Genomic DNA, 18,118 nt, shown 5'->3' on the forward strand with positions numbered 1-18,118 from the left:
CATCTCCTCCTTCGAGGCGCACAGCGGGGCGGGCGTATCGGGATATCGCCAGGTGCCCGCCCCGTTGTCATCACGGTAGGCCCGATATCGCCATGACGCCAGCCCATTATCATCATGGCGTCAGTGCGCATTCTTTACTCCACGACCCTGCAGCGATTGCGATATCATGGACACACAACGCTACATTCTCTGCTCTGGACACTCATGACGCAGGCGCTACTGCTGACCACACCGGCGCGCAATCTGGTACGGCTGACCATCGCCCGCGGTATTACCTGGACCTGCTTTCTGGTCGTGATCCTCTTTGGCATCGAGGTCATGAACTTCAAGCTCAGGGTCGTGCCGATCATCACCATCATCGTCGCCATGGGGCTTTTCAACGTGGCCACTTGGTGGCGGCTGGGCCAGACCCGTCAGGTCACGGATATCGAATACCTGATTCACCTGCTCATCGATGTCACGGGCCTGACCCTGATCTTTTATTACACCGGCGGAGCCACCAATCCGGCCATTACCTACTATCTGATCCCCGTGGCCATGGCCGCCGCCACGCAGCCCTGGCGTCACGCCTGCATCACGGCGGCCTCGGCCTTTGTGGCCTATTCGCTGCTGATGGTCTTTTTCGAGCCGGTGCCGGAGCTTCGCCACACGATCGGCGACAGCCTGCTGACGCTCAACGTGCTGGGCATGTGGCTCAATTTTGCCCTGTGTGCCGGGCTCATTACCTTTGTGATCTTTCGCATGGCCGACACCCTGCGACAGCGCGACCGGATGCTTTCCCGCACTCGTGAATCCTCCCTGCGCAACGAACAGATCCTGGCCGTGGCCAGCCAGGCCGCGGGTACGGCCCATGAGCTGGGCACGCCGCTGTCCACCATGACCATGCTGATCGACGAAATGAAAGCGGAGCCCGTCACCGACACCCAGCGTGCCGATCTGGACCTGCTGCGCAGCCAGGTCGACACCTGCAAGCGCCACCTGCGCGAGCTGGTGGCCAGTGCCGAACGGCGCCAGAGCGATACACCGGCGCGCGTCAACGCCGCCGACTGGCTGGAAGCGCTGATTCAGCGCTGGCTGGTCATGCGCCCTGATGTCACCCATCAGCTGCACATCGAGCACCGCGATATACCACTGATGGCGGACCCAACGCTGGATCAGGCCATCATGAACCTGCTCAACAATGCCGCCGATGCCAACCCCCGCGATATCACCATCACGCTGGGCGAGAGCACCTTCAAGGAGGACATGCGCCGGATCGTGATCTCGATTGTCGATCACGGCCCGGGCATCTCGATGGACATTGCCAACCGCATGGGCGAAGGCTTTATCTCCGGACAATCCAGAGGGCTGGGCATCGGGCTGTTTCTGACCCACTCGACGCTGGACCGCTTCGGCGGCAGCGTCAGCCTCTACAATCAGACCGAAGGGGGCACACTGACCGAGGTCAGGCTGCCGCACCCGGATGCCGATCCGTCCTCTTCACTCTCAAGGGAATGAACGTCATGCACGAAAAGGCTTCCTTTCTGGTCGTCGACGACGACCCTGTATTTCGCCGAATCATGGAGCGTGCCCTGACGCGCCATGAATTTGATGTCATGGTGGCTGCGACCATCGAAGAAGCCCGGCAGCTGTCGCAGCAGCGCCCGCCGGAGTACGCCACGCTCGATCTGAAGCTCGAGGAGAGCTCGGGACTGCAGTTTCTGCCCACGCTGCTGTCGATCAGCCCGGCCTGTCGCATCGTGATACTGACCGGCTACTCGAGCATCACCACCGCCGTCGAGGCAATCAAGCTGGGCGCCGTCAACTATCTCTGCAAACCGGTCGAGGTCAGCGAAGTACTGCAGGCGCTGGATGCCCAGGAGGGCAATCCGGATGCCGAGGTTCCCGATAACCCGCCATCGGTCAACCGGTTGACCTGGGAACATATACAGCGTGTGCTGCAGGACAACGACGGCAATATCTCGGCCACCGCCCGAAGCCTTGGCATGCATCGCCGCACCCTGCAGCGCAAGCTGCAGAAACGCCCGGTCAAGCGCTGAGCGCTGATCCGCCAGCGCCCCGTCCTTCACGACAGAATCCGACAGGAGTTTGCATGACCCTTGAAGAGCGCCTTGAACAGGCCACCCGCATTGCCGAGGAGGCAGGACGCCGTATCCGGGCGGCCCGTGAAGGCGGCAGCCTTCAACGCAACATCAAACACGGCAATGAGCTGGTCACCGACACCGATGTCGCCATCGACCGCTATATCAGCGAACAGCTGGAATCACTGTTTCCGGGCGAGGCCCGCCTGACCGAAGAGCTCTCGCCGGACCGCCACGACCTCGGTGACGAGGGCCCCCTGTGGGTGGTCGACCCCATTGATGGCACCGTCAACTTTGCTCATGGCCATCACCATGTGGCGGTTTCCATTGCCTGGGCCGACCGGGGCCGCATTCAGGTGGGGGTCGTGCATGCCCCGTTTCTGGAAGAAACCTTCAGCGCCGTTCGCGGCAGCGGTGCCTGGTGCAACGATACGCCGATTTCGGTCAGTGGCACGCGCGAACTCGATAATTCGCTGATCGGCACCGGCTTTCCCTACAACCGCGATGCCCGCTTCCCGCTGCTCAGACGCCTGCACGCCGTGCTGGAAAACTGCCGCGACATTCGCCGCAACGGCGCCGCGGCGCTGGACCTGTGTGCGGTGGCCTGCGGCCGACTGGACGGCTACTACGAAAGCAGCTCTCCCTGGGACTTTGCCGCGGGCCTTTTGATCGCTAGGGAAGCCGGCGCCCGCACCGGCCATGTCTATGACTGTCCGGAGGGCATTGCCGCCGAGCTCTACGGCGAGAACCTGCTGGTCTGCACGCCGGAGATCTACTCTCCCCTGAAAGGGTTGATCAAAAAGGCCGATAGCGGGCAGTACCGCTGATCGTCCATCATCGGCGGTATCGATCAACCGGTCGGAGGCCATGATGCCTCTGACCGGCCCACTGCGCCGGCCGGCACTGCTCGGGACGTACTGTCATGCACTTTCTGTTTGAAGCAACCGTCATGCTGGGGGCTGCCGTGCTGGCAGTGCCCCTGTTTGCACGCTTCGGCCTGGGCTCGATACTGGGTTATCTGTGCGCCGGGCTGATTCTGGGCCCCTCGATCAGCGGTTTTGTTGCCGACCCCGAATCGGTGCTTCATTTTTCCGAAATCGGCGTGGTCATGCTGCTGTTCGTGATCGGACTGGAGCTGGAGCCCGCCCGGCTCTGGCGCCTGCGCGGGCGCCTGTTCGGTCTGGGCAGCCTGCAGCTGTTGCTCACCGGTCTGCTGCTCACGCCGCTGGGATTCATGCTGGGGCTGGGTCAGGCCGCCTCGATCATGCTCGGACTGACGCTGGCGCTCTCCTCCACCGCCTTTGCCCTGCAGCTTTTAACCGAACATCAACACCTTGCCAGCCCTCACGGCCAGACCGCCTTCGCCATTTTGCTGTTTCAGGATCTGGCGGTCATTCCCCTGCTGGCCCTGATGCCCATTCTTGCCGGCAGTGCCGGTGCTGAAGACACCAACCTGTGGCTGGCCATTGCCAGAACCACCGCCATCGTCGCGGCCACGCTGCTGGTGGGCCGTTTCGTCTTTCCGCGCGTGCTGCGCATTGTGGCACGCAGTGAAGTCCATGAAGTCTTCACGGCGGCGGCCCTTTTCATGGTACTGGGCACGGCCTGGGTCATGGAGGAAGCCGGGCTGTCCATGGCACTGGGCGCCTTTCTGGCCGGCGTTCTGCTGGCGGACACACCCTATCGCCATGAGCTTGAAGCCAACATCGAACCCTTCAAGGGCATTCTGCTCGGCCTGTTCTTTCTCTCGGTCGGCATGTCGGTCGATCTGTCGCTGGTGTTGCACAATCTGCTGACCGTGCTGGGCATCACGCTGGCCGTGCTGGTGGTCAAGATCGGGGTGCTGTGTGTGGTCGGCGTGATCGCCCGCCTGCCGCGTCAGAACATTCCACGTCTGGCCGCCGTGATCGCCCAGGGGGGCGAATTCGACTTCGTCCTGCTGACCACGGCCGTGGCCGCCGGCGTCTTCGAGCAGCGCATTGCCAGCCTGGGTATCGCCGCCGTGACGATCTCGATGGCCTGTACGCCCTTTCTCTACACGCTGGGCAGCCGCCTCGGCAATCGCCTCAAGCCCTCACAGGACTGGGACAATCAGTTTCCCGATGATGACCCGCCCGTGATCATCGCGGGCCTGGGCCGCTTCGGCCAGATGGTGGCGCGCGTGCTCAAGATGCAGAACGTACGCTTTACGGCGCTGGACCCCAACATTCGCCAGGTAGAGTTCATCCGCCAGTTCGGCTCGCGCATCTACTACGCCGATGCCACCCGTCTGGAACTGCTTCGCTCGGCGGGCATCGACCGCGCGCGCATGCTGATCATCTGCGTGGACGACGAGCAGGCCTCGCTGACCATCGCACGCCTGGCGCGCGACAATTACCCTGAACTGAGCATCCATGCCCGGGCCCGTAACCGCCACCATGCCTGGCGCCTGCAGGAGCTGGGCGTGGAGGTGGTGGTTCGCGAAACCTTTTCCGCCAGCCTGGAGCTCTCCCAGGAAGTGCTGGTCGGGCTGGGCTACCCCAGCGCCAGTGCCAGCCAGGCGGTCAGGACCTTCCGCGACTTCGATGTTCGCCTGTTTGAAGAGTCCTATCAGTATCGCAATGACAATGCGCAGCTGCTCGAAAGTGACCGGGCCGCCATGGAGGAGTTCTACAAGCTTTTTCAGAGTGAAGAGAGATCCCACCACGCTCCGCGTCAGAAGCCCCGCGATGAGGACAGTCCCGACCCGTTTTGATCGCGACCTGCCTTAATGGGGCGTCGTGGCGCTGCTACGCTGGGAAGACATTGTTCTGCAACAACATCGTTTCATGTCGACACAGGAGTATCGCGCCATGGCGTCCTCAACCCCACAGGCAACGCTCGAGGCACTGGGCATCCACGCCACGACCCCTCCCGAGCCGCTGGGCGGCGGCGATATCGGTCAGGTCTGGCGGGTCACTACCGCCGAGGGGGATGTGCTGGTCAAGCACGCCGACCCGGAAGGACTCGACGCGGAGGCCGACGGGCTGAGAGCCCTGCTGGCCGCCGACACCGGATTGGTCATTCCGGATATCGTGGGCGAGCTGCCCGGGGCGCTGGTGATGACCTATCTGCCCCGGGCCCGGCCCGACCGGCAGGCGCACGAGGCTTTTGGCCGCGGCCTGCGTGCGCTCCATGCCGATATGGACACCAGCCACGGCTGGCATCGCGACAATTTTGCCGGCACCACACCGCAGATCAACACCCAACATGACGATGGGCGCGTCTTTCAGCGCGAGTGCCGGCTGCTGCCGCTGGCGGACAGGTGTCTGCAAAAGAAACGCATGGATCAGGGCCTGCATGATCAGCTGGTCAGCGTCGCCAGCGCTTTGGAAGAGTGGCTGCCCGACGCACCGGCCAGCCTGGTCCACGGGGATCTCTGGTCCGGCAACGTACACTTCAGTCAGCAGGGGCCGGCCCTGATCGACCCGGCCATCTATCGCCACTACCCGGACGCGGACATCGCCCTGCTGGAGCTTTTCGGCAGCCCCGCCGATGCCTTTTACGAGGCCTACTGGGAAGGCGACGCGCCGGATGACTGGCCCCGACGACGCGCGCTCTTTCAACTCTACCCGCTTTTGAACCATCTCTACATGTTTGGCGGCAGCTACTATCAGGGCGTGCGCTCGGCCGTGGCGCAGCTGCCCGGAAGCTGAGGCCGGGCGACTGCCGCGCTAGTGGTGGTCGCCTTCCGGCGCCAGTTTAAGCTCGAACTGGTAGGGCTCATAGCGCGGGTCCAGCTCGACATAGTGGGAGGTTTCCATGGGCGCTGTCGGCAGCCAGGGCTCCTGGGCTACCTCGGGCGCCCAGCTGCGGCGTCCGCGCAGGCGCGTCAGGATAAATCCTGCCAGCAGCAGCGATACGCTGCCCAGAAACATCCACAGGCCATCGGGCCCGAGCAGCTGCATGGCCAGCGAGGCGCTGAACGGCCCCACGATCGAGCCGATGCCATACCAGATCAGCAGCTTGGCATTGGCCTGAATGGTCTCTTCCGGCTCCAGCCAGTCATTGGTATGGGCAAGGCTCAGGGAGTACAGGGTGTGCAGCATGGACGTATGCAGACAGGCCACCAGCAGCAGAAACAGGTAGTCAATGCGTGCCACGGTGGAAATCATCGCCCCTGATATGGCCATGACCAGCGCCATGAACAGGATCACCTTGCGTCGGTCAAACCGATCGGACAGTCGCCCCAGTGTCCATTGCGCCACCAGCGCTACCAGCGTGGTGATGGACATGAACTGGGCGGTCTGACCGGTGGACAGCCCGATCTCCTGACCATAGTACGGCGTCATGGCAAAGAAGGCCTGCACCATCATGCCGGCTACAAAGGCTCCTACCAGCCCCACCGGGGCTCGCTTGTAGAGCATCTTGAGCGGCAGCTTGAGCGCTGTTTCATGGCCGGAACGTTTGGGTCCATGGATCCGGTAGATAGATAACGGTATAAGAGAGAGGGCAAACAGGATGCCGGTCACGCTGAACAGCACCATCGAGGCCGGATCGGCCGCATTGAGCAGCCACTGTCCGCCCGCCAGCGAGGTGGTAGAGATGACCAGATAGATGGCCAGCACCCGGCCCCGGTTGTCGTTGCTGGACTCGCCCGAGACCCATGACTCCATGACCATCAAAAGGCCGGCAGTGGCCGCGCCCCCGAACAGGCGCCAGAACAGCCAGGCCCACTGATTGACCCAGAGCCCGTGCAGGATGGCCGTCACGGCCAGAACGGCAGCACAGGCGGCGAACACACGAATATGACCGACCGAGCGAATTCGTTTTTCGAGCAGATAGCTACCGGCCACGAACCCCAGCGAAAAGCTCGACATCAAAAGGCCCGCCATCTGCGAGGGGAATCCTTCAAGCGACATGCGCACGCCAAGCAGGGTCATGATCAGACCGTGTCCCAGCAAAAAGAAGATTTCACAGATAAACAGTACTGGTAATGTCGATGGCAGATTCCGCACTCGCGACTCCCCCGGGGTTGTCGAAATGTCACCATGTGCCTGGCGGACAGGCATTGTAGTGGCCCCGGCCAAACGACGTCATCCTTGCGCTGGGCCCGACGCGGACGATCCATTACGATACCGGCACTGCAACAAGGATCCGGACACCATGGCATGGCTCAAGGGCATCATCAGTATCGTGCTGCTGACCGGCAATACGCTGTTCTGGGGCATACCGCTGGTGGCATTAAGTCTTCTCAAACTGGCACTCCCCATTCGCCCGGTACAAACGCGGCTGCTCAGGGGATTGAACCGGATCGCCAGCTTGTGGATCACGACCAATAATGTCTGGATACGCCACTGGCTCAGACCGGACTGGCATATCGCCGTGCCGGCGACGCTGTCCAGAGAGCGTCACTGGCTGGTCATTGCCAATCACCGCAGCTGGACGGATGTCTTTATCCTGCTGTACGCCCTGCACGACCGGCTGCCGATGCCGCGTTTTTTCATCAAGCGCGAACTGATCTGGGTACCCATCCTGGGGCTGGCCTGGTGGGCGCTCGAGTTCCCCATGATGCGACGCTACAGCCCCGCCCGGCTCAAACGCCGGCCGCAGCTGGCAAAACACGATCTCAAGGCAACGCAAAAACTGCTGACCCAAATCGATCGTACGCCTGTTACCATCTACAACTTTGCCGAAGGCACGCGCTTTACCCGGGTCAAACATGAACAGCAGCAAAGCCCCTATCAGCATCTTCTCAAGCCTCGTGCCGGCGGTTGCGCCCAGGTAATGACAATGATGGGCCATGAACTCTCCGGTGTCGTCGATGTGACCCTTGACTACCGCCATGGCCGAACACGCTTTCGCGACCTGCTGTGCGGTCGAAGCGGCGGCATCAGTCTGGAGGCCAGACGACTGACCATCCCCGACTGGATGCCCGGCGGGGATTACCTCAACGACACGCATTACAGGGAACGCTTTCAGGCATGGATCAATGCACTATGGCAGGAAAAGGATCAGCAGCTTTCATGTACCACCGCTTCCTGACCCTTTTAGTGCTTCTCCTGCTGGCAGGCTGTGCCGGTCGTCACGCCGGTGGCGGGGGCGAGGCCGGCTACATTACCGTCCAGCGTGGCGATACCATGAGCGCCATCGCTCGTCAGGCAGGCATTCCATTACTGCGTCTGCAGCGCTTCAACCCGTCCGTCAAGGCCAACGACATGCGTATCGGTCAGCAGTTGATGCTGCCCGGTCGCAACGAACGGGCCCCGGGAAGCGGCCAGTATCGCTACGCTGTCAGAAGCGGCGATACGCTGGGACGCATTGCCAGCCACTTCGGCACCTCCAGCAGCCGCATCGCCGCTGCCAACCGTGGCATCGATCCCGACCGTTTGCGCATCGGTCAAGTGCTGACCGTCCCCGTTGGCAATGCCTCGTCCAATACGGCGACATCCCGGACAACGGGCACCGCCGGTGCCAGCACCAGCCCGGCACCGGCAAGCGCCCTGCCGAAGGGCGCCGGCCCATGGTCGTGGCCGCTGCGCGGTGGCCGGGTCCAGCGCGAGTTCGGCAAGGACGGCCGTGACGCGTTGCAGCCCATGCTGCTCTCGGCGGGCAGTGACCACACCGCTCGTTCCGTGGCCGCCGGTACCGTGCGTTTTGCAGGCACGATGCGCCAGCTTGGCGGCGTCGTGATCGTGCATCATGACCAGAACCTGCAGAGCGTGTATGCCCAGTGCAACCGTCTCAATGTCAGCAACGGACAGCGCATCGGTGCGGGAACCCCTGTCTGCGAGGTACGTCGTGATGCCGGCACCGGCCGCCATGACCTTTTGTTTGATACGCGCAATGCCGGACGCCCCTTCAATCCCAGGCAGATTCTGCGATGACACGCGACACAAGACCGTCACCCGAGCGACCTGCGACTGTCATGAACGGCCCCGATACTGGCAGACATCATGAGACAACCCGGCCACCGTTGAAGGTCGCTTTTGTGAGCGAAACCTGGGCACCCGAAATCAATGGCGTCACACATACCCTCGGCCATCTGTCGCGACATCTCGGCGCGTGCGGCATGTCGCTGCAGCTGATTCGCCCCAGACCACAGACGCCCCATCATGACAAGCTCATGAGTGAAGAACTGCAGGTTGGCGCCATCCCCATCCCGGATTACGACGGTGTCAGCATGGGGCTGCCGGCGCCCCGCAGGATCACCGGACTGTGGCGCACGCATCGCCCCGATGTTGTCTACATCGCAACGGAAGGCCCGCTCGGGCTTTCCGCCCTCAATCAGGCCCGAAAGCTGGGCATTCCGGTGGTCAGCGGCTTTCATACCAATTTTGATCAGTACAGCCGCCACTACATCATGCTGAAGGTCCTCACGCCGCTGGTGAGGCCCTTTCTGCGTCGTTTTCACAATCGCTCGACCATGACGCTGGTACCGACCAAAGCCCAGGCAGACAATCTCGCCCAATATGGTTATGACAATGTTAAGGTGCTCAGTAGAGGGCTTGATTGCGAGCGCTTCTCGCCCTCTCGCCGTGATACGTCGCTGCGAGCACAGTGGGACGCGGATGACCATACGCCCGTTGCCCTCTACGTCGGCCGCCTGGCGGCCGAGAAAAACGTTTTGCTGCTGATCGACACACTCGACACCATGCGTCAGCACCAGCCTGACCTCAAAGCGGTACTGGTTGGCGATGGTCCCCAGCGGGCGCTGCTGGAAGCACGTCTGCCCTGGGCAGAGTTTGCAGGCTTTCAGCGCGATGAAGCGCTGGCAAGGCACTATGCCAGCGCGGACATTTTTCTGTTTCCATCGCTGTCGGAAACCTTTGGCAATGTCGTGACCGAGGCAATGGCGAGTGGTCTGGCAGTCGTCGCCTTCGATTACGCCGCCGCCGGCGAGCTGATTTGTGAAGACAGACAGGGTAAGCTTGCCGCCCCTGACAGACCAGCGCAGTTCATCGAGGCGGCCGTGACGCTCTGCAACGACATGGCATCCGCCCGGGAAATGGGGCGTGCTGCCTGTGAGCGGGTACATACACTGGGCTGGCCAAAGATTGGCGATGCCTTTATTGATTATCTGCTTCAGGCACAGGAGGTGAACGATGGCAGGTGAACGACTTATCCCGGTTTTCAAAAGGCTCGATACACTCGAGTGGAAAGCCTGCAATCGGCTGGCTCGCCTTGGCGCCTATCGTCCGCTGCTTTTCGTTCTGCGCTGGGCAAGCCGACTGGGCGATGCGCCGGCCTGGATCGCGATGTGTCTGAGCATTCCACTGCTGACGCAGTGGTGGTACGGCTGGTTTCTGGGCGTATGTTTCGGCCTGTCAGCCGCGGTGGGCGGTATTCTCTATCGGCTGCTCAAGAACCGGCTGTGCCGCGAGCGCCCCTATATCTCCTTTGAAATCCCCTGCACCATGCCGCCGCTGGACCGCTACAGCTTTCCCAGCGGTCATACCCTGCATGCCGTGATGTTCACCACCCTGGCCGCGCTGTTCGTGCCCCAGATGCTGATTGTGGTCGCGCCGTTTGCGGTGCTGGTCATGCTTTCAAGGATCATTCTGGGCCTGCACTACATTACTGATGTGGCAGCCGGTGCCCTGATCGGTTTTGTTCTGGCCCATGGCACGGCACTGGTGATCGTGGCCCTGCGCGGCATGCTGTTCGGCATGTAATCAAGAGCGCCTTGATACGATATAACTTCCGGGCCGGCGCAATTTCTGCGCCGGCCCCTTTGTTGCGTGCAAATGGAGGCCCTGCCCTTCACTACCCTCTCCATTCCGACGCGTCCGATTCTGCCATCATGCCACCTTACTTACGGTAATCCGCTCCACCTGGCTTTTTAACTCTTGTAACACTCTGGACTAACGTCTTACAGCCAGACGCAACGCATTACTGAATGCTATTCCAGCAAACATAATGACAAGGAATCGGTCGGGACAAGGTGTCTGTCCCGCCTCTATCCATACATTCAGCGGAGCGCGTCATAATGAATACTCTCCTATCGCTGAAGGCAGGTGCCTTTGTTGTGCTCGGTGCATTGGCATTCAATGCCTACGGCGCCGAATACGAATGGAAGTTCCAGGCCTCCGAAACTTCCGGCGAACCCAGTTTTAAAATCAAGCAGGAATGGGCCGACAGGATCGAAACCATGACCGACGGGCGTGTTTCGATAGAGGTCATGCCAATCAACGCCGTAGTAGGCCCGACGGAGACACTGCAGGCCGTCAGTTCAGGCATCCTGCAGGGGCATATGACCGATCCCAGCTACTTCTCCGGTCAGAACCCGGCCTTTGGCATGCTGGGCAATCTGGTAGGCGCCTGGCAGAATCCCTATGACTTTCTGGAGTACATGAAATACGCCGGTGGCGAAACGCTCTACAACGAGCTGGTTGAACCCTACGGCGCCCACCTCATCTCGGCAGCCACTTTCCCGCTGGAGTCGGTGCCTTCAACGGTGGAGATCAAGACCATCGAGGATTTCCAGGGGCTCAAGATCCGAGCGCCGCAGGGCATGGTCTACAACATCTTTGAACGTATCGGTGCTACACCCGTCAATCTGCCCGGGTCAGAGGTCTATACCGGTCTGGAAAAGGGCGTCATCGATGCCGCCGATTCCACGGTACTCTCCAACAACGATGCCCAGGGACTCCACCAGTTCGCCCCCTATCCGCTCTATCCGGGCTTTCATTCGATGCCGATGATCGCGGTGTCGATCAACAAACAGATCTGGGATGGCCTTCCGGAAGATTTACAGACAACCCTCAAGACCGCCTTCGACCGTATGGCATATGACCTGATCGCCCGTCTCAAGGCTCAGGATCTGGAAACGCTGGCCAGACTCGAACAGGATCCGAACGTTCATCCCTATGACCTGCCACCGGAAGAGCGCAAAAAGTTCCGTCAGGCTGCCGAGAAGGAGTGGCAGGACTGGGCCGGTCGCAACGAGATGACCCGGGAGATCTACGACTCGACAACAGAATTTTTGCGCTCTCGAGGCCTGCTCTGAACACAGATTCCGATTAGCCACAATTCTTTTGGATAAACCGATAATAACATCAAGGGGAATTCATCATGCCGATTTGCTTTCCGCTCAAAGCCCTCGCCTTCATCACGCTTGGCATGGCAGCCGGCCATACCTGGGCTGCGGAATATGAGTGGACATTCCAGACATCGGAAACCTCCGGCGAGCCGCAGTTCGAGATGAAAAAGACGTGGGCCGAAAACGTCGAACAGATGACAAATGGTCGTATCGCTATCGAGATTCTGCCTGTCGGTGCGGTAGTACAGGCCAACCAGACACTGCAGGCTGTTCGCTCGGGTATTCTGCAGGGACATCTGACCGATCCCAGCTACTTTACCGGTCAGGACCCCGCCTTCGGCATGATCGGCAATCTGGTAGGTGCCTGGAGCGATCCTTACGACTTTCTCGACTATATGAACAACGCTGGCGGCGAAGCACTCTACAACAGATTGGTCGAACCTTATGGCCTGCACCTGATTGGCGCCGCCGCGACCGGGCTGGAGTCGCTACCTTCCAGCAAGCCGGTGCGTACCATCGAGGACATGAAGGGGCTCAAGCTGCGCGCTCCGGAGGGAATGGTCTACAACATTTTCGAAAAGGCGGGCGCCACCCCGGTCAACCTGCCCGGTTCGGAGGTCTATACCGGGCTTGAGAAAGGCGTCATCGATGCCGCCGATTACACTGTCTTCGCTACCAACCAGGCCCAGGGCCTGCATGAGTTCGCTCCCTACCCCCTGTATCCCGGCTTTCATTCACTGCCGATGGTCGCCGTCTCGCTCAACAAACAGATCTGGGACGGCCTGCCGGAAGATCTCAGAGCGATTCTGGAAACGTCGGTCGATGCTCTCGCCTACAAGATGGTTGCCGAACTCAAGACCCGTGATCTGGACGCGGTACGCGAAGCACGACGGGACCCGGCTATCGACATCATCGATCTGCCTGCCGAAGAGCGCGTCAGATTCCGTGATATTGCCCGTCAGGAGTGGGCCGAGTGGGCCGAACGCAACGAGATTACCCGTGAGTTCTACGACTCGGTGGTCGCCTACCTTCGCGCGCACAATCTACTTGCTGACGACACACAGGAAGACAGCGCCAACGTTTCATCCTGATTCATTGTGGGTACCGGTGCGCAGCGACCAGTCATCGCGCACCGGGATTCTTATTGCATGTCATGCGGAGACCGCTAATGCCCAGAGATTCCCGCAGCCAGGACGGCGTTATCAAGTCCAGCGATCCGGAGCTTGCCCAACCGGACCATGAAAGCAGCGAACGCGCGCCGGACCCGGTACGCAGCAACCTTGACCGCGGCGTCGTATGGTGCGCCCGTGGCGCTGCCTGGCTGATCTTTATTGCCATGGCAATCAGTGTCTATGAGGTCATCATGCGTTACGGCCTCGATTCTCCGACCTCCTGGGTCCATGAAAGCGTGGTCATGCTGGTAGCCGTCAGTTTTGCCCTTGGCGGACCGGCGGCACTGGCCAGCAATCGACATATCAGGGTGCGGGTGCTTTATGACAGCGCCGGCCCACGCCTGAGACTGTGGCTGGATCGTTTCAACGACCTGGTGACCTTCGGTTTTTGTGTTGCCATGAGCTACGCCGCCTGGATCATGTTCTGGGACGCCTCACACAACCCCATGGGTGCCTGGCAACTGGAACGCTCGGGCACATCCTGGAACCCACCGTTTCCAGCCTTGATCAAGGGAGTCATCATGATCTCGCTGATGGTGATGTGCGTCCAATCCCTTGTTCATCTGGTCCAGTCGCTACGCGGCCGCCCGGCGACAGCCGGGACGATCGATGAGGAGGCACGCTCATGAGCATTGCCGACGGTACCATCCTGATGGTTGGAGCCATCTTTGCACTACTCATTACCGGCCTGCCGCTTGCCTTTATTACCGGTCTGGTTGCCCTGGCCTTCACCTTTGGCTGGTTCGGGCCCATGGCGATGCCACTGGTCACCAGTCGTGTATATGGTTTTGTCACCGAATATTCGCTGGTAGCGGTGCCAATGTTCGTCTTGATGGCCTCGCTGCTGGACCGTTCGGGAATTGCGAAGGATCTCTTCAATGCCATGCGGGTATTCGCCGGACGGTTACCCGGTGGCGTTGCGGTACAGACCGTCGTGGTTGCCTTCTTCCTCGCCGCACTGTCAGGCATCATCGGCGGCGAAATCGTACTGCTGGGGATTCTCGCCCTACCGCAAATGTTGCGACTGGGTTACGACAAGCATCTCTCCATTGGCGTGGTATGCGCCGGCGGCTCGCTGGGAACCATGATGCCGCCGTCGATCGTATTGATCATCTACGGCCTGATTGCCAGCGTCTCGATCGCCGACCTGTTCACTGCAGCCATTACGCCGGCGGTGATTCTGATGCTCTCCTACATCGGTTACATACTGGCACGCTGTCTGAAAAACCCGGACCTCGGGCCGCCGCTTACCGAAGAAAACCGGGGCGACACTTTCGAGACAAGGGGCCAGGCCCTGCAGGCCATTATTGTGCCGGCTCTGATCGCGGTGCTGGTGCTGGGATCGATCTACGGGGGGGTTGCCTCGGTTACCGAAGCGGCGGCAATGGGTGTGTTCGGCGTGTTGCTGGCCATCGTGCTGCGCGGTGAATTCTCGTTCAAAACCATGCACGAAAGCCTCGGCCAGACGCTGATGACCTGCGGCATGATCATCTGGATCGGCATCGGCGCAGCGGCCCTGGTGGGGGTTTACAATCTGATGGGCGGCAACCGCTTCATCTCGGGCATGATTATGGGCCTGGATGTGGCACCCATCGTGATCATACTGGTCATGATGGCCATTCTGCTGGTGCTGGGCATGTTCCTTGACTGGATCGGTGTGGCGATGCTGACCCTGCCGATTTTTGTGCCGATTATTGTGGAGCTCGGCTACAGCCCGATCTGGTTCGGTATTCTGTTTGCCGTCAACATGCAGGTCTCCTTTCTGTCGCCGCCTTTCGGGCCCGCTGCCTTTTATCTAAAAGGCGTGGCGCCGCCGGAAGTCAGTCTCAAGGATATTTTTGTCTCGGTACTGCCCTTTATTGCCCTTCAATTGCTGGTGCTGTTTGCGCTTTTGTTGTGGCCCGACCTCGCTATATGGTTGATATAACACCTCTGGACAGGTCACTACCTGACGTCGTGGCCCTGCCATCCGTGGCAGGGCCTTTTGTATCCGCATCAGCCGCGATACTGACGCGTCGTGATAAACGGCATGGGGGTTACGGTCATGTCCAGTCGTCGACCGCGCACCTCTGCCTGCACGGTCTGTCCGACCTCATGGAAGCCGCGTCTGACGTAGCCCATGGCCACGGGCGCCCCCACCGACGGGGCAAAGGTGCCCGAGGTCACCTCACCGATGGGATCACCATCCGTATTGTAAAGCTCGGCACCTTCGCGGACCGGCGCCCTTCCCTTGGCCTTCAGGCCCACCCTGACACGCTCGGTGTCCTGGTTGCCCTGCTGGGTCAGAATGACATCGGCGCCGGGAAAGCCGCCTTCGCGTTCACCGCCGCGCCGTCTCGCCTTGCCGATCGCCCAGCCCAGCGATGCCTCGATGGGGGTGGTGTCCTTGTCCATGTCGTGGCCGTACAGACACAGCCCTGCTTCAAGGCGTAGTGAATCGCGCGCGCCCAGGCCGATGGGCGCGACCTCCTCCTGATCAAGCAGCCACTCGGCCACAGGGATGGCGCCTGTATCGGGGATCGACAGCTCGAAACCATCTTCGCCGGTATACCCCGAGCAGCTGATCCAGAGCTCATGGCCCATGACCTCGAACTGCCCGTACTGCAAAAAGGTCAGCTCTGCCGCCGCCGGACACAGCCGACGCATGATCTCGCGCGCCATGGGCCCCTGAAGCGCCAGCAGCGCCCGGTCCTCGAGTACCTCGAGTGTCCCTTCATCTCCCAGCCCGCTTCTCAATAGCGCGGCATCCGATGCACGGCAGGCGGCATTCACGACCAGGTAGAGGTGGTCCCCGGCATTGACTGCCATGAAGTCGTCATGAATGCCGCCCATGTTGCTGGTAAACAGACCGTAGCGCTGGCGCCCGGGCGCGATGCCGACGGCATCGATCGGAGACACGCGCTCCAGCGCCCGGGCGGGATGACTTCCCCGGATCAGCATCTGACCCATGTGAGAGACATCAAACAGTCCGCACTGGCTGCGGGTGTGCTCATGTTCCCGCTTGATTCCCATATCGAACTGAACCGGCATCTCATGACCGGCAAAGGGGACGAACCTGGCCCCGCGCTGTTGCCAGAGCGTATAGAGCGACGTTCGATGCAGGGTGGACATAAATCCTCCGGGTCCGGTGCGTGAATGAATGCTGTTGAATGGGCATGGCCTTTTCTGACAAAAGCCATGCCCCTGCAGCCGATCTATTGCTGCCGATGATCGACCGTCTTCCCTTCGCCGGCGAAATGCTCCCGGGTCAGCTTGAACACGACCGGCGACAGCAGCGCCAGCGCAATCAGATTGGGAATGGCCATCAGGGCGTTGAATGTATCCGCCAGCAACCAGATGAAATCAAGTTGCGCCATTGCCCCCACGGGGATCGCCAGCACGAAAACGATGCGATAAAAGCGCGCAGCGCGGCTGCCGAAAAGATACTGGAAGCAGCGCTCACCGTAATAGGACCAGCCCAGAATGGTGGTAAAGGCAAAGATTGCCAGCGCGATGGCGACGATATAGTCCCCGGGCCCCGGCAGTGCAGTGCGAAAGGCCAACGATGTCAGCGAGGCCCCCGAATCTCCTTCAAGCCACTGCCCTGACGTGATGATGGCAAGCGCCGTAATCGAGCAGACCACGATGGTATCGATGAAGGTGCCCAGCATGGCCACCATGCCCTGGCGGATGGGGCTGTTGGTCTGTGCCGCCGCATGAGCAATCGGCGCGCTGCCAAGACCCGCCTCGTTGGAAAAGACACCCCGCGCCACGCCAAAGCGAATGGCCGCGGCCACGGCGGCACCGGCAAACCCGCCCGCCGCCGAAATGGGCGTAAAGGCATGCTGAAGGATCAGCCAGAGCGCCGAAGGAACGGCGGCATAATTGATGGCCAGCACCACCAGACCCGCCAGCAGATAGGCCACGGCCATGAACGGCACCAGACGGCCGGCAACGCTTGAAATACGCTGGATCCCCCCCAGAATCACGGCCCCTGCCAGCACCATGATGATCAGACCGGTCACCCATGACGGGATGTTGAACGAGGTCGACAGGGCATCGGCGACCGAATTGGCCTGAACCGTATTGCCAATACCAAAGGAGGCCAGCGTGCCAAACAGGGCAAACATCACACCCAGCCAGGCATAGCGCTTGCCGAGACCGTTTTTGATGTAATACATCGGCCCGCCCACAAATTTCCCCTGGTCATCGCGTTCGCGATAGCGCACGGCACAGACCGCTTCAGCGTATTTGGTCGCCATGCCGACCAGTGCCGTCATCCACATCCAGAACACGGCGCCCGGTCCGCCCAGAGCGATGGCGGTGGCAACCCCGGCAATATTGCCGGTGCCGATGGTGGCCGACAGCGAGGTCATGAGCGCGTTGAATGATGAAATCTCGCCGCTGCTTTTCTCGCCCGGTGAGCGCCCCTGCCAGAGCAGGGCAAAGGCGCGGCCGATGTTGCGCACCGGCATCCCCCTGAGCCCGATCTGCAGATAAAGCCCCACGCCCAGCAACAGCACCAGCATCAGTGGTCCCCAGACCACCCCGTTAATGCCTTCCACCAGTCCCTGTAATACGTCCATGCCTGATATCCCCGTAATTGTTATTGACGTCATTGTGCATCACACACCACGACCACTGGCGCATCATGGAAATCTACAGGCTGACTCACCTGATGTCATGGCAAGCCGGTCGAACGGCGACGTTTTTAACGCCCGCCCCTTTCAGTCCCTGATCGGCAACGTTACGATAAGCAAAAAGTTTCCGATCGGAAACACGCGGGCATGACAAATTGCCGATCCGCAATCAGCAGTGGACGCGCCGGCTGCCTGAAGCCACCCTATAGACAGGTCAGCCTCGTTATTCCCGGGATGTTTCGCCAT

At 60.9% G+C, this 18,118-nt stretch carries 16 protein-coding genes; 13 read left to right on the forward strand and 3 right to left on the reverse strand.

The window, feature by feature from the left end; translation table 11 throughout:
- Window positions 1-204: 204 nt before the first annotated feature.
- From M1D97_RS08570 to M1D97_RS08590, 5 genes are all read left to right on the forward strand, one after another.
- Complete coding sequence (locus tag M1D97_RS08570; protein ID WP_456267326.1) at window positions 205-1,497, forward strand: ATP-binding protein; 1,293 nt, start codon at window positions 205-207, stop codon at window positions 1,495-1,497.
- Between the two features lie 5 nt (window positions 1,498-1,502).
- Window positions 1,503-2,039: a response regulator transcription factor gene (locus M1D97_RS08575; RefSeq protein WP_456267327.1), complete on the forward strand. Its 537-nt coding sequence runs from the start codon at window positions 1,503-1,505 to the stop codon at window positions 2,037-2,039.
- 53 nt (window positions 2,040-2,092) lie between these two features.
- Window positions 2,093-2,908 carry an inositol monophosphatase family protein gene (locus M1D97_RS08580; protein WP_456267328.1) on the forward strand — a complete coding sequence of 272 codons (816 nt, stop codon included), beginning with the start codon at window positions 2,093-2,095 and terminating at the stop codon, window positions 2,906-2,908.
- Window positions 2,909-3,003: 95 nt separating this feature from the next.
- The gene (locus M1D97_RS08585; protein WP_456267329.1) at window positions 3,004-4,815 is read left to right on the forward strand and encodes a monovalent cation:proton antiporter-2 (CPA2) family protein; all 1,812 of its coding nucleotides are present in this window, start codon (window positions 3,004-3,006) and stop codon (window positions 4,813-4,815) included.
- A 97-nt stretch (window positions 4,816-4,912) separates the two neighbouring features.
- A complete protein-coding gene (locus M1D97_RS08590; protein WP_456267330.1) occupies window positions 4,913-5,755 on the forward strand; it encodes a fructosamine kinase family protein in 843 nt (280 codons plus the stop codon).
- A gap of 18 nt (window positions 5,756-5,773) precedes the next feature.
- On the opposite strand, the gene M1D97_RS08595 is transcribed toward M1D97_RS08590, so the two are convergent.
- Entirely contained in the window at window positions 5,774-7,057 is a 1,284-nt protein-coding gene (locus M1D97_RS08595) for an MFS transporter (protein WP_456267331.1), read from the reverse strand.
- 148 nt (window positions 7,058-7,205) lie between these two features.
- On the opposite strand from M1D97_RS08595, the gene M1D97_RS08600 reads away from it, so the two are divergent.
- The 8 genes from M1D97_RS08600 to M1D97_RS08635 all read left to right on the forward strand — a co-directional run bounded on the left by M1D97_RS08600 (window position 7,206) and on the right by M1D97_RS08635 (window position 15,180).
- Window positions 7,206-8,084, forward strand: a complete 879-nt coding sequence (locus tag M1D97_RS08600) for an acyltransferase (protein ID WP_456267332.1) — start codon at window positions 7,206-7,208, stop codon at window positions 8,082-8,084.
- Window positions 8,066-8,926 (forward strand): LysM peptidoglycan-binding domain-containing protein, encoded by an 861-nt coding sequence (locus tag M1D97_RS08605; protein ID WP_456267333.1) that lies wholly within the window; start codon window positions 8,066-8,068, stop codon window positions 8,924-8,926. Before M1D97_RS08600 ends, M1D97_RS08605 begins: the two co-directional genes overlap by 19 nt.
- A 41-nt stretch (window positions 8,927-8,967) precedes the next feature.
- Window positions 8,968-10,155 carry a glycosyltransferase family 4 protein gene (locus M1D97_RS08610; RefSeq protein ID WP_456267334.1) on the forward strand — a complete coding sequence of 396 codons (1,188 nt, stop codon included), beginning with the start codon at window positions 8,968-8,970 and terminating at the stop codon, window positions 10,153-10,155.
- A complete protein-coding gene (locus M1D97_RS08615) occupies window positions 10,145-10,714 on the forward strand; it encodes a phosphatase PAP2 family protein (RefSeq protein WP_456267335.1) in 570 nt (189 codons plus the stop codon). Before M1D97_RS08610 ends, M1D97_RS08615 begins: the two co-directional genes overlap by 11 nt.
- Before the next feature lie 314 nt (window positions 10,715-11,028).
- A complete protein-coding gene (locus M1D97_RS08620) occupies window positions 11,029-12,048 on the forward strand; it encodes a TRAP transporter substrate-binding protein (protein ID WP_456267336.1) in 1,020 nt (339 codons plus the stop codon).
- Between the two features lie 65 nt (window positions 12,049-12,113).
- On the forward strand, window positions 12,114-13,172 hold the full coding sequence (locus M1D97_RS08625) for a TRAP transporter substrate-binding protein (protein ID WP_456267337.1): 1,059 nt from the start codon (window positions 12,114-12,116) through the stop codon (window positions 13,170-13,172).
- A gap of 77 nt (window positions 13,173-13,249) precedes the next feature.
- Complete coding sequence (locus tag M1D97_RS08630; RefSeq protein ID WP_456267338.1) at window positions 13,250-13,882, forward strand: TRAP transporter small permease subunit; 633 nt, start codon at window positions 13,250-13,252, stop codon at window positions 13,880-13,882.
- Window positions 13,879-15,180: a TRAP transporter large permease gene (locus M1D97_RS08635; protein ID WP_456267339.1), complete on the forward strand. Its 1,302-nt coding sequence runs from the start codon at window positions 13,879-13,881 to the stop codon at window positions 15,178-15,180. The genes M1D97_RS08630 and M1D97_RS08635 overlap by 4 nt, the downstream gene beginning before the upstream one ends.
- A 68-nt stretch (window positions 15,181-15,248) precedes the next feature.
- On the opposite strand, the gene gcvT is transcribed toward M1D97_RS08635, so the two are convergent.
- Both gcvT and M1D97_RS08645 read right to left on the reverse strand, forming a co-directional pair.
- Window positions 15,249-16,364, reverse strand: coding sequence for a glycine cleavage system aminomethyltransferase GcvT (gene gcvT / locus M1D97_RS08640; protein ID WP_456267340.1), 1,116 nt, complete (start codon window positions 16,362-16,364; stop codon window positions 15,249-15,251).
- Window positions 16,365-16,447: 83 nt separating this feature from the next.
- Window positions 16,448-17,818 (reverse strand): alanine/glycine:cation symporter family protein, encoded by a 1,371-nt coding sequence (locus M1D97_RS08645; RefSeq protein ID WP_456267341.1) that lies wholly within the window; start codon window positions 17,816-17,818, stop codon window positions 16,448-16,450.
- Window positions 17,819-18,118 lie beyond the last annotated feature (300 nt).

The organism is Kushneria sp. AK178 (genome assembly GCF_053903105.1).

Excerpts from the sequence above, each read along its gene's own strand:
- M1D97_RS08630 (WP_456267338.1), top strand. The coding sequence starts at position 13,250 with ATGCCCAGAGATTCCCGCAGCCAGGACGGCGTTATCAAGTCCAGCGAT.
- M1D97_RS08590 (WP_456267330.1), top strand. The coding sequence starts at position 4,913 with ATGGCGTCCTCAACCCCACAGGCAACGCTCGAGGCACTGGGCATCCAC.
- gcvT (WP_456267340.1), bottom strand. The coding sequence starts at position 16,364 with ATGTCCACCCTGCATCGAACGTCGCTCTATACGCTCTGGCAACAGCGC.
- M1D97_RS08620 (WP_456267336.1), top strand. The coding sequence starts at position 11,029 with ATGAATACTCTCCTATCGCTGAAGGCAGGTGCCTTTGTTGTGCTCGGT.
- M1D97_RS08575 (WP_456267327.1), top strand. The coding sequence starts at position 1,503 with ATGCACGAAAAGGCTTCCTTTCTGGTCGTCGACGACGACCCTGTATTT.
- M1D97_RS08635 (WP_456267339.1), top strand. The coding sequence starts at position 13,879 with ATGAGCATTGCCGACGGTACCATCCTGATGGTTGGAGCCATCTTTGCA.
- M1D97_RS08610 (WP_456267334.1), top strand. The coding sequence starts at position 8,968 with ATGAACGGCCCCGATACTGGCAGACATCATGAGACAACCCGGCCACCG.
- M1D97_RS08625 (WP_456267337.1), top strand. The coding sequence starts at position 12,114 with ATGCCGATTTGCTTTCCGCTCAAAGCCCTCGCCTTCATCACGCTTGGC.
- M1D97_RS08600 (WP_456267332.1), top strand. The coding sequence starts at position 7,206 with ATGGCATGGCTCAAGGGCATCATCAGTATCGTGCTGCTGACCGGCAAT.
- M1D97_RS08605 (WP_456267333.1), top strand. The coding sequence starts at position 8,066 with ATGTACCACCGCTTCCTGACCCTTTTAGTGCTTCTCCTGCTGGCAGGC.
- M1D97_RS08645 (WP_456267341.1), bottom strand. The coding sequence starts at position 17,818 with ATGGACGTATTACAGGGACTGGTGGAAGGCATTAACGGGGTGGTCTGG.
- M1D97_RS08580 (WP_456267328.1), top strand. The coding sequence starts at position 2,093 with ATGACCCTTGAAGAGCGCCTTGAACAGGCCACCCGCATTGCCGAGGAG.
- M1D97_RS08570 (WP_456267326.1), top strand. The coding sequence starts at position 205 with ATGACGCAGGCGCTACTGCTGACCACACCGGCGCGCAATCTGGTACGG.
- M1D97_RS08615 (WP_456267335.1), top strand. The coding sequence starts at position 10,145 with ATGGCAGGTGAACGACTTATCCCGGTTTTCAAAAGGCTCGATACACTC.
- M1D97_RS08585 (WP_456267329.1), top strand. The coding sequence starts at position 3,004 with ATGCACTTTCTGTTTGAAGCAACCGTCATGCTGGGGGCTGCCGTGCTG.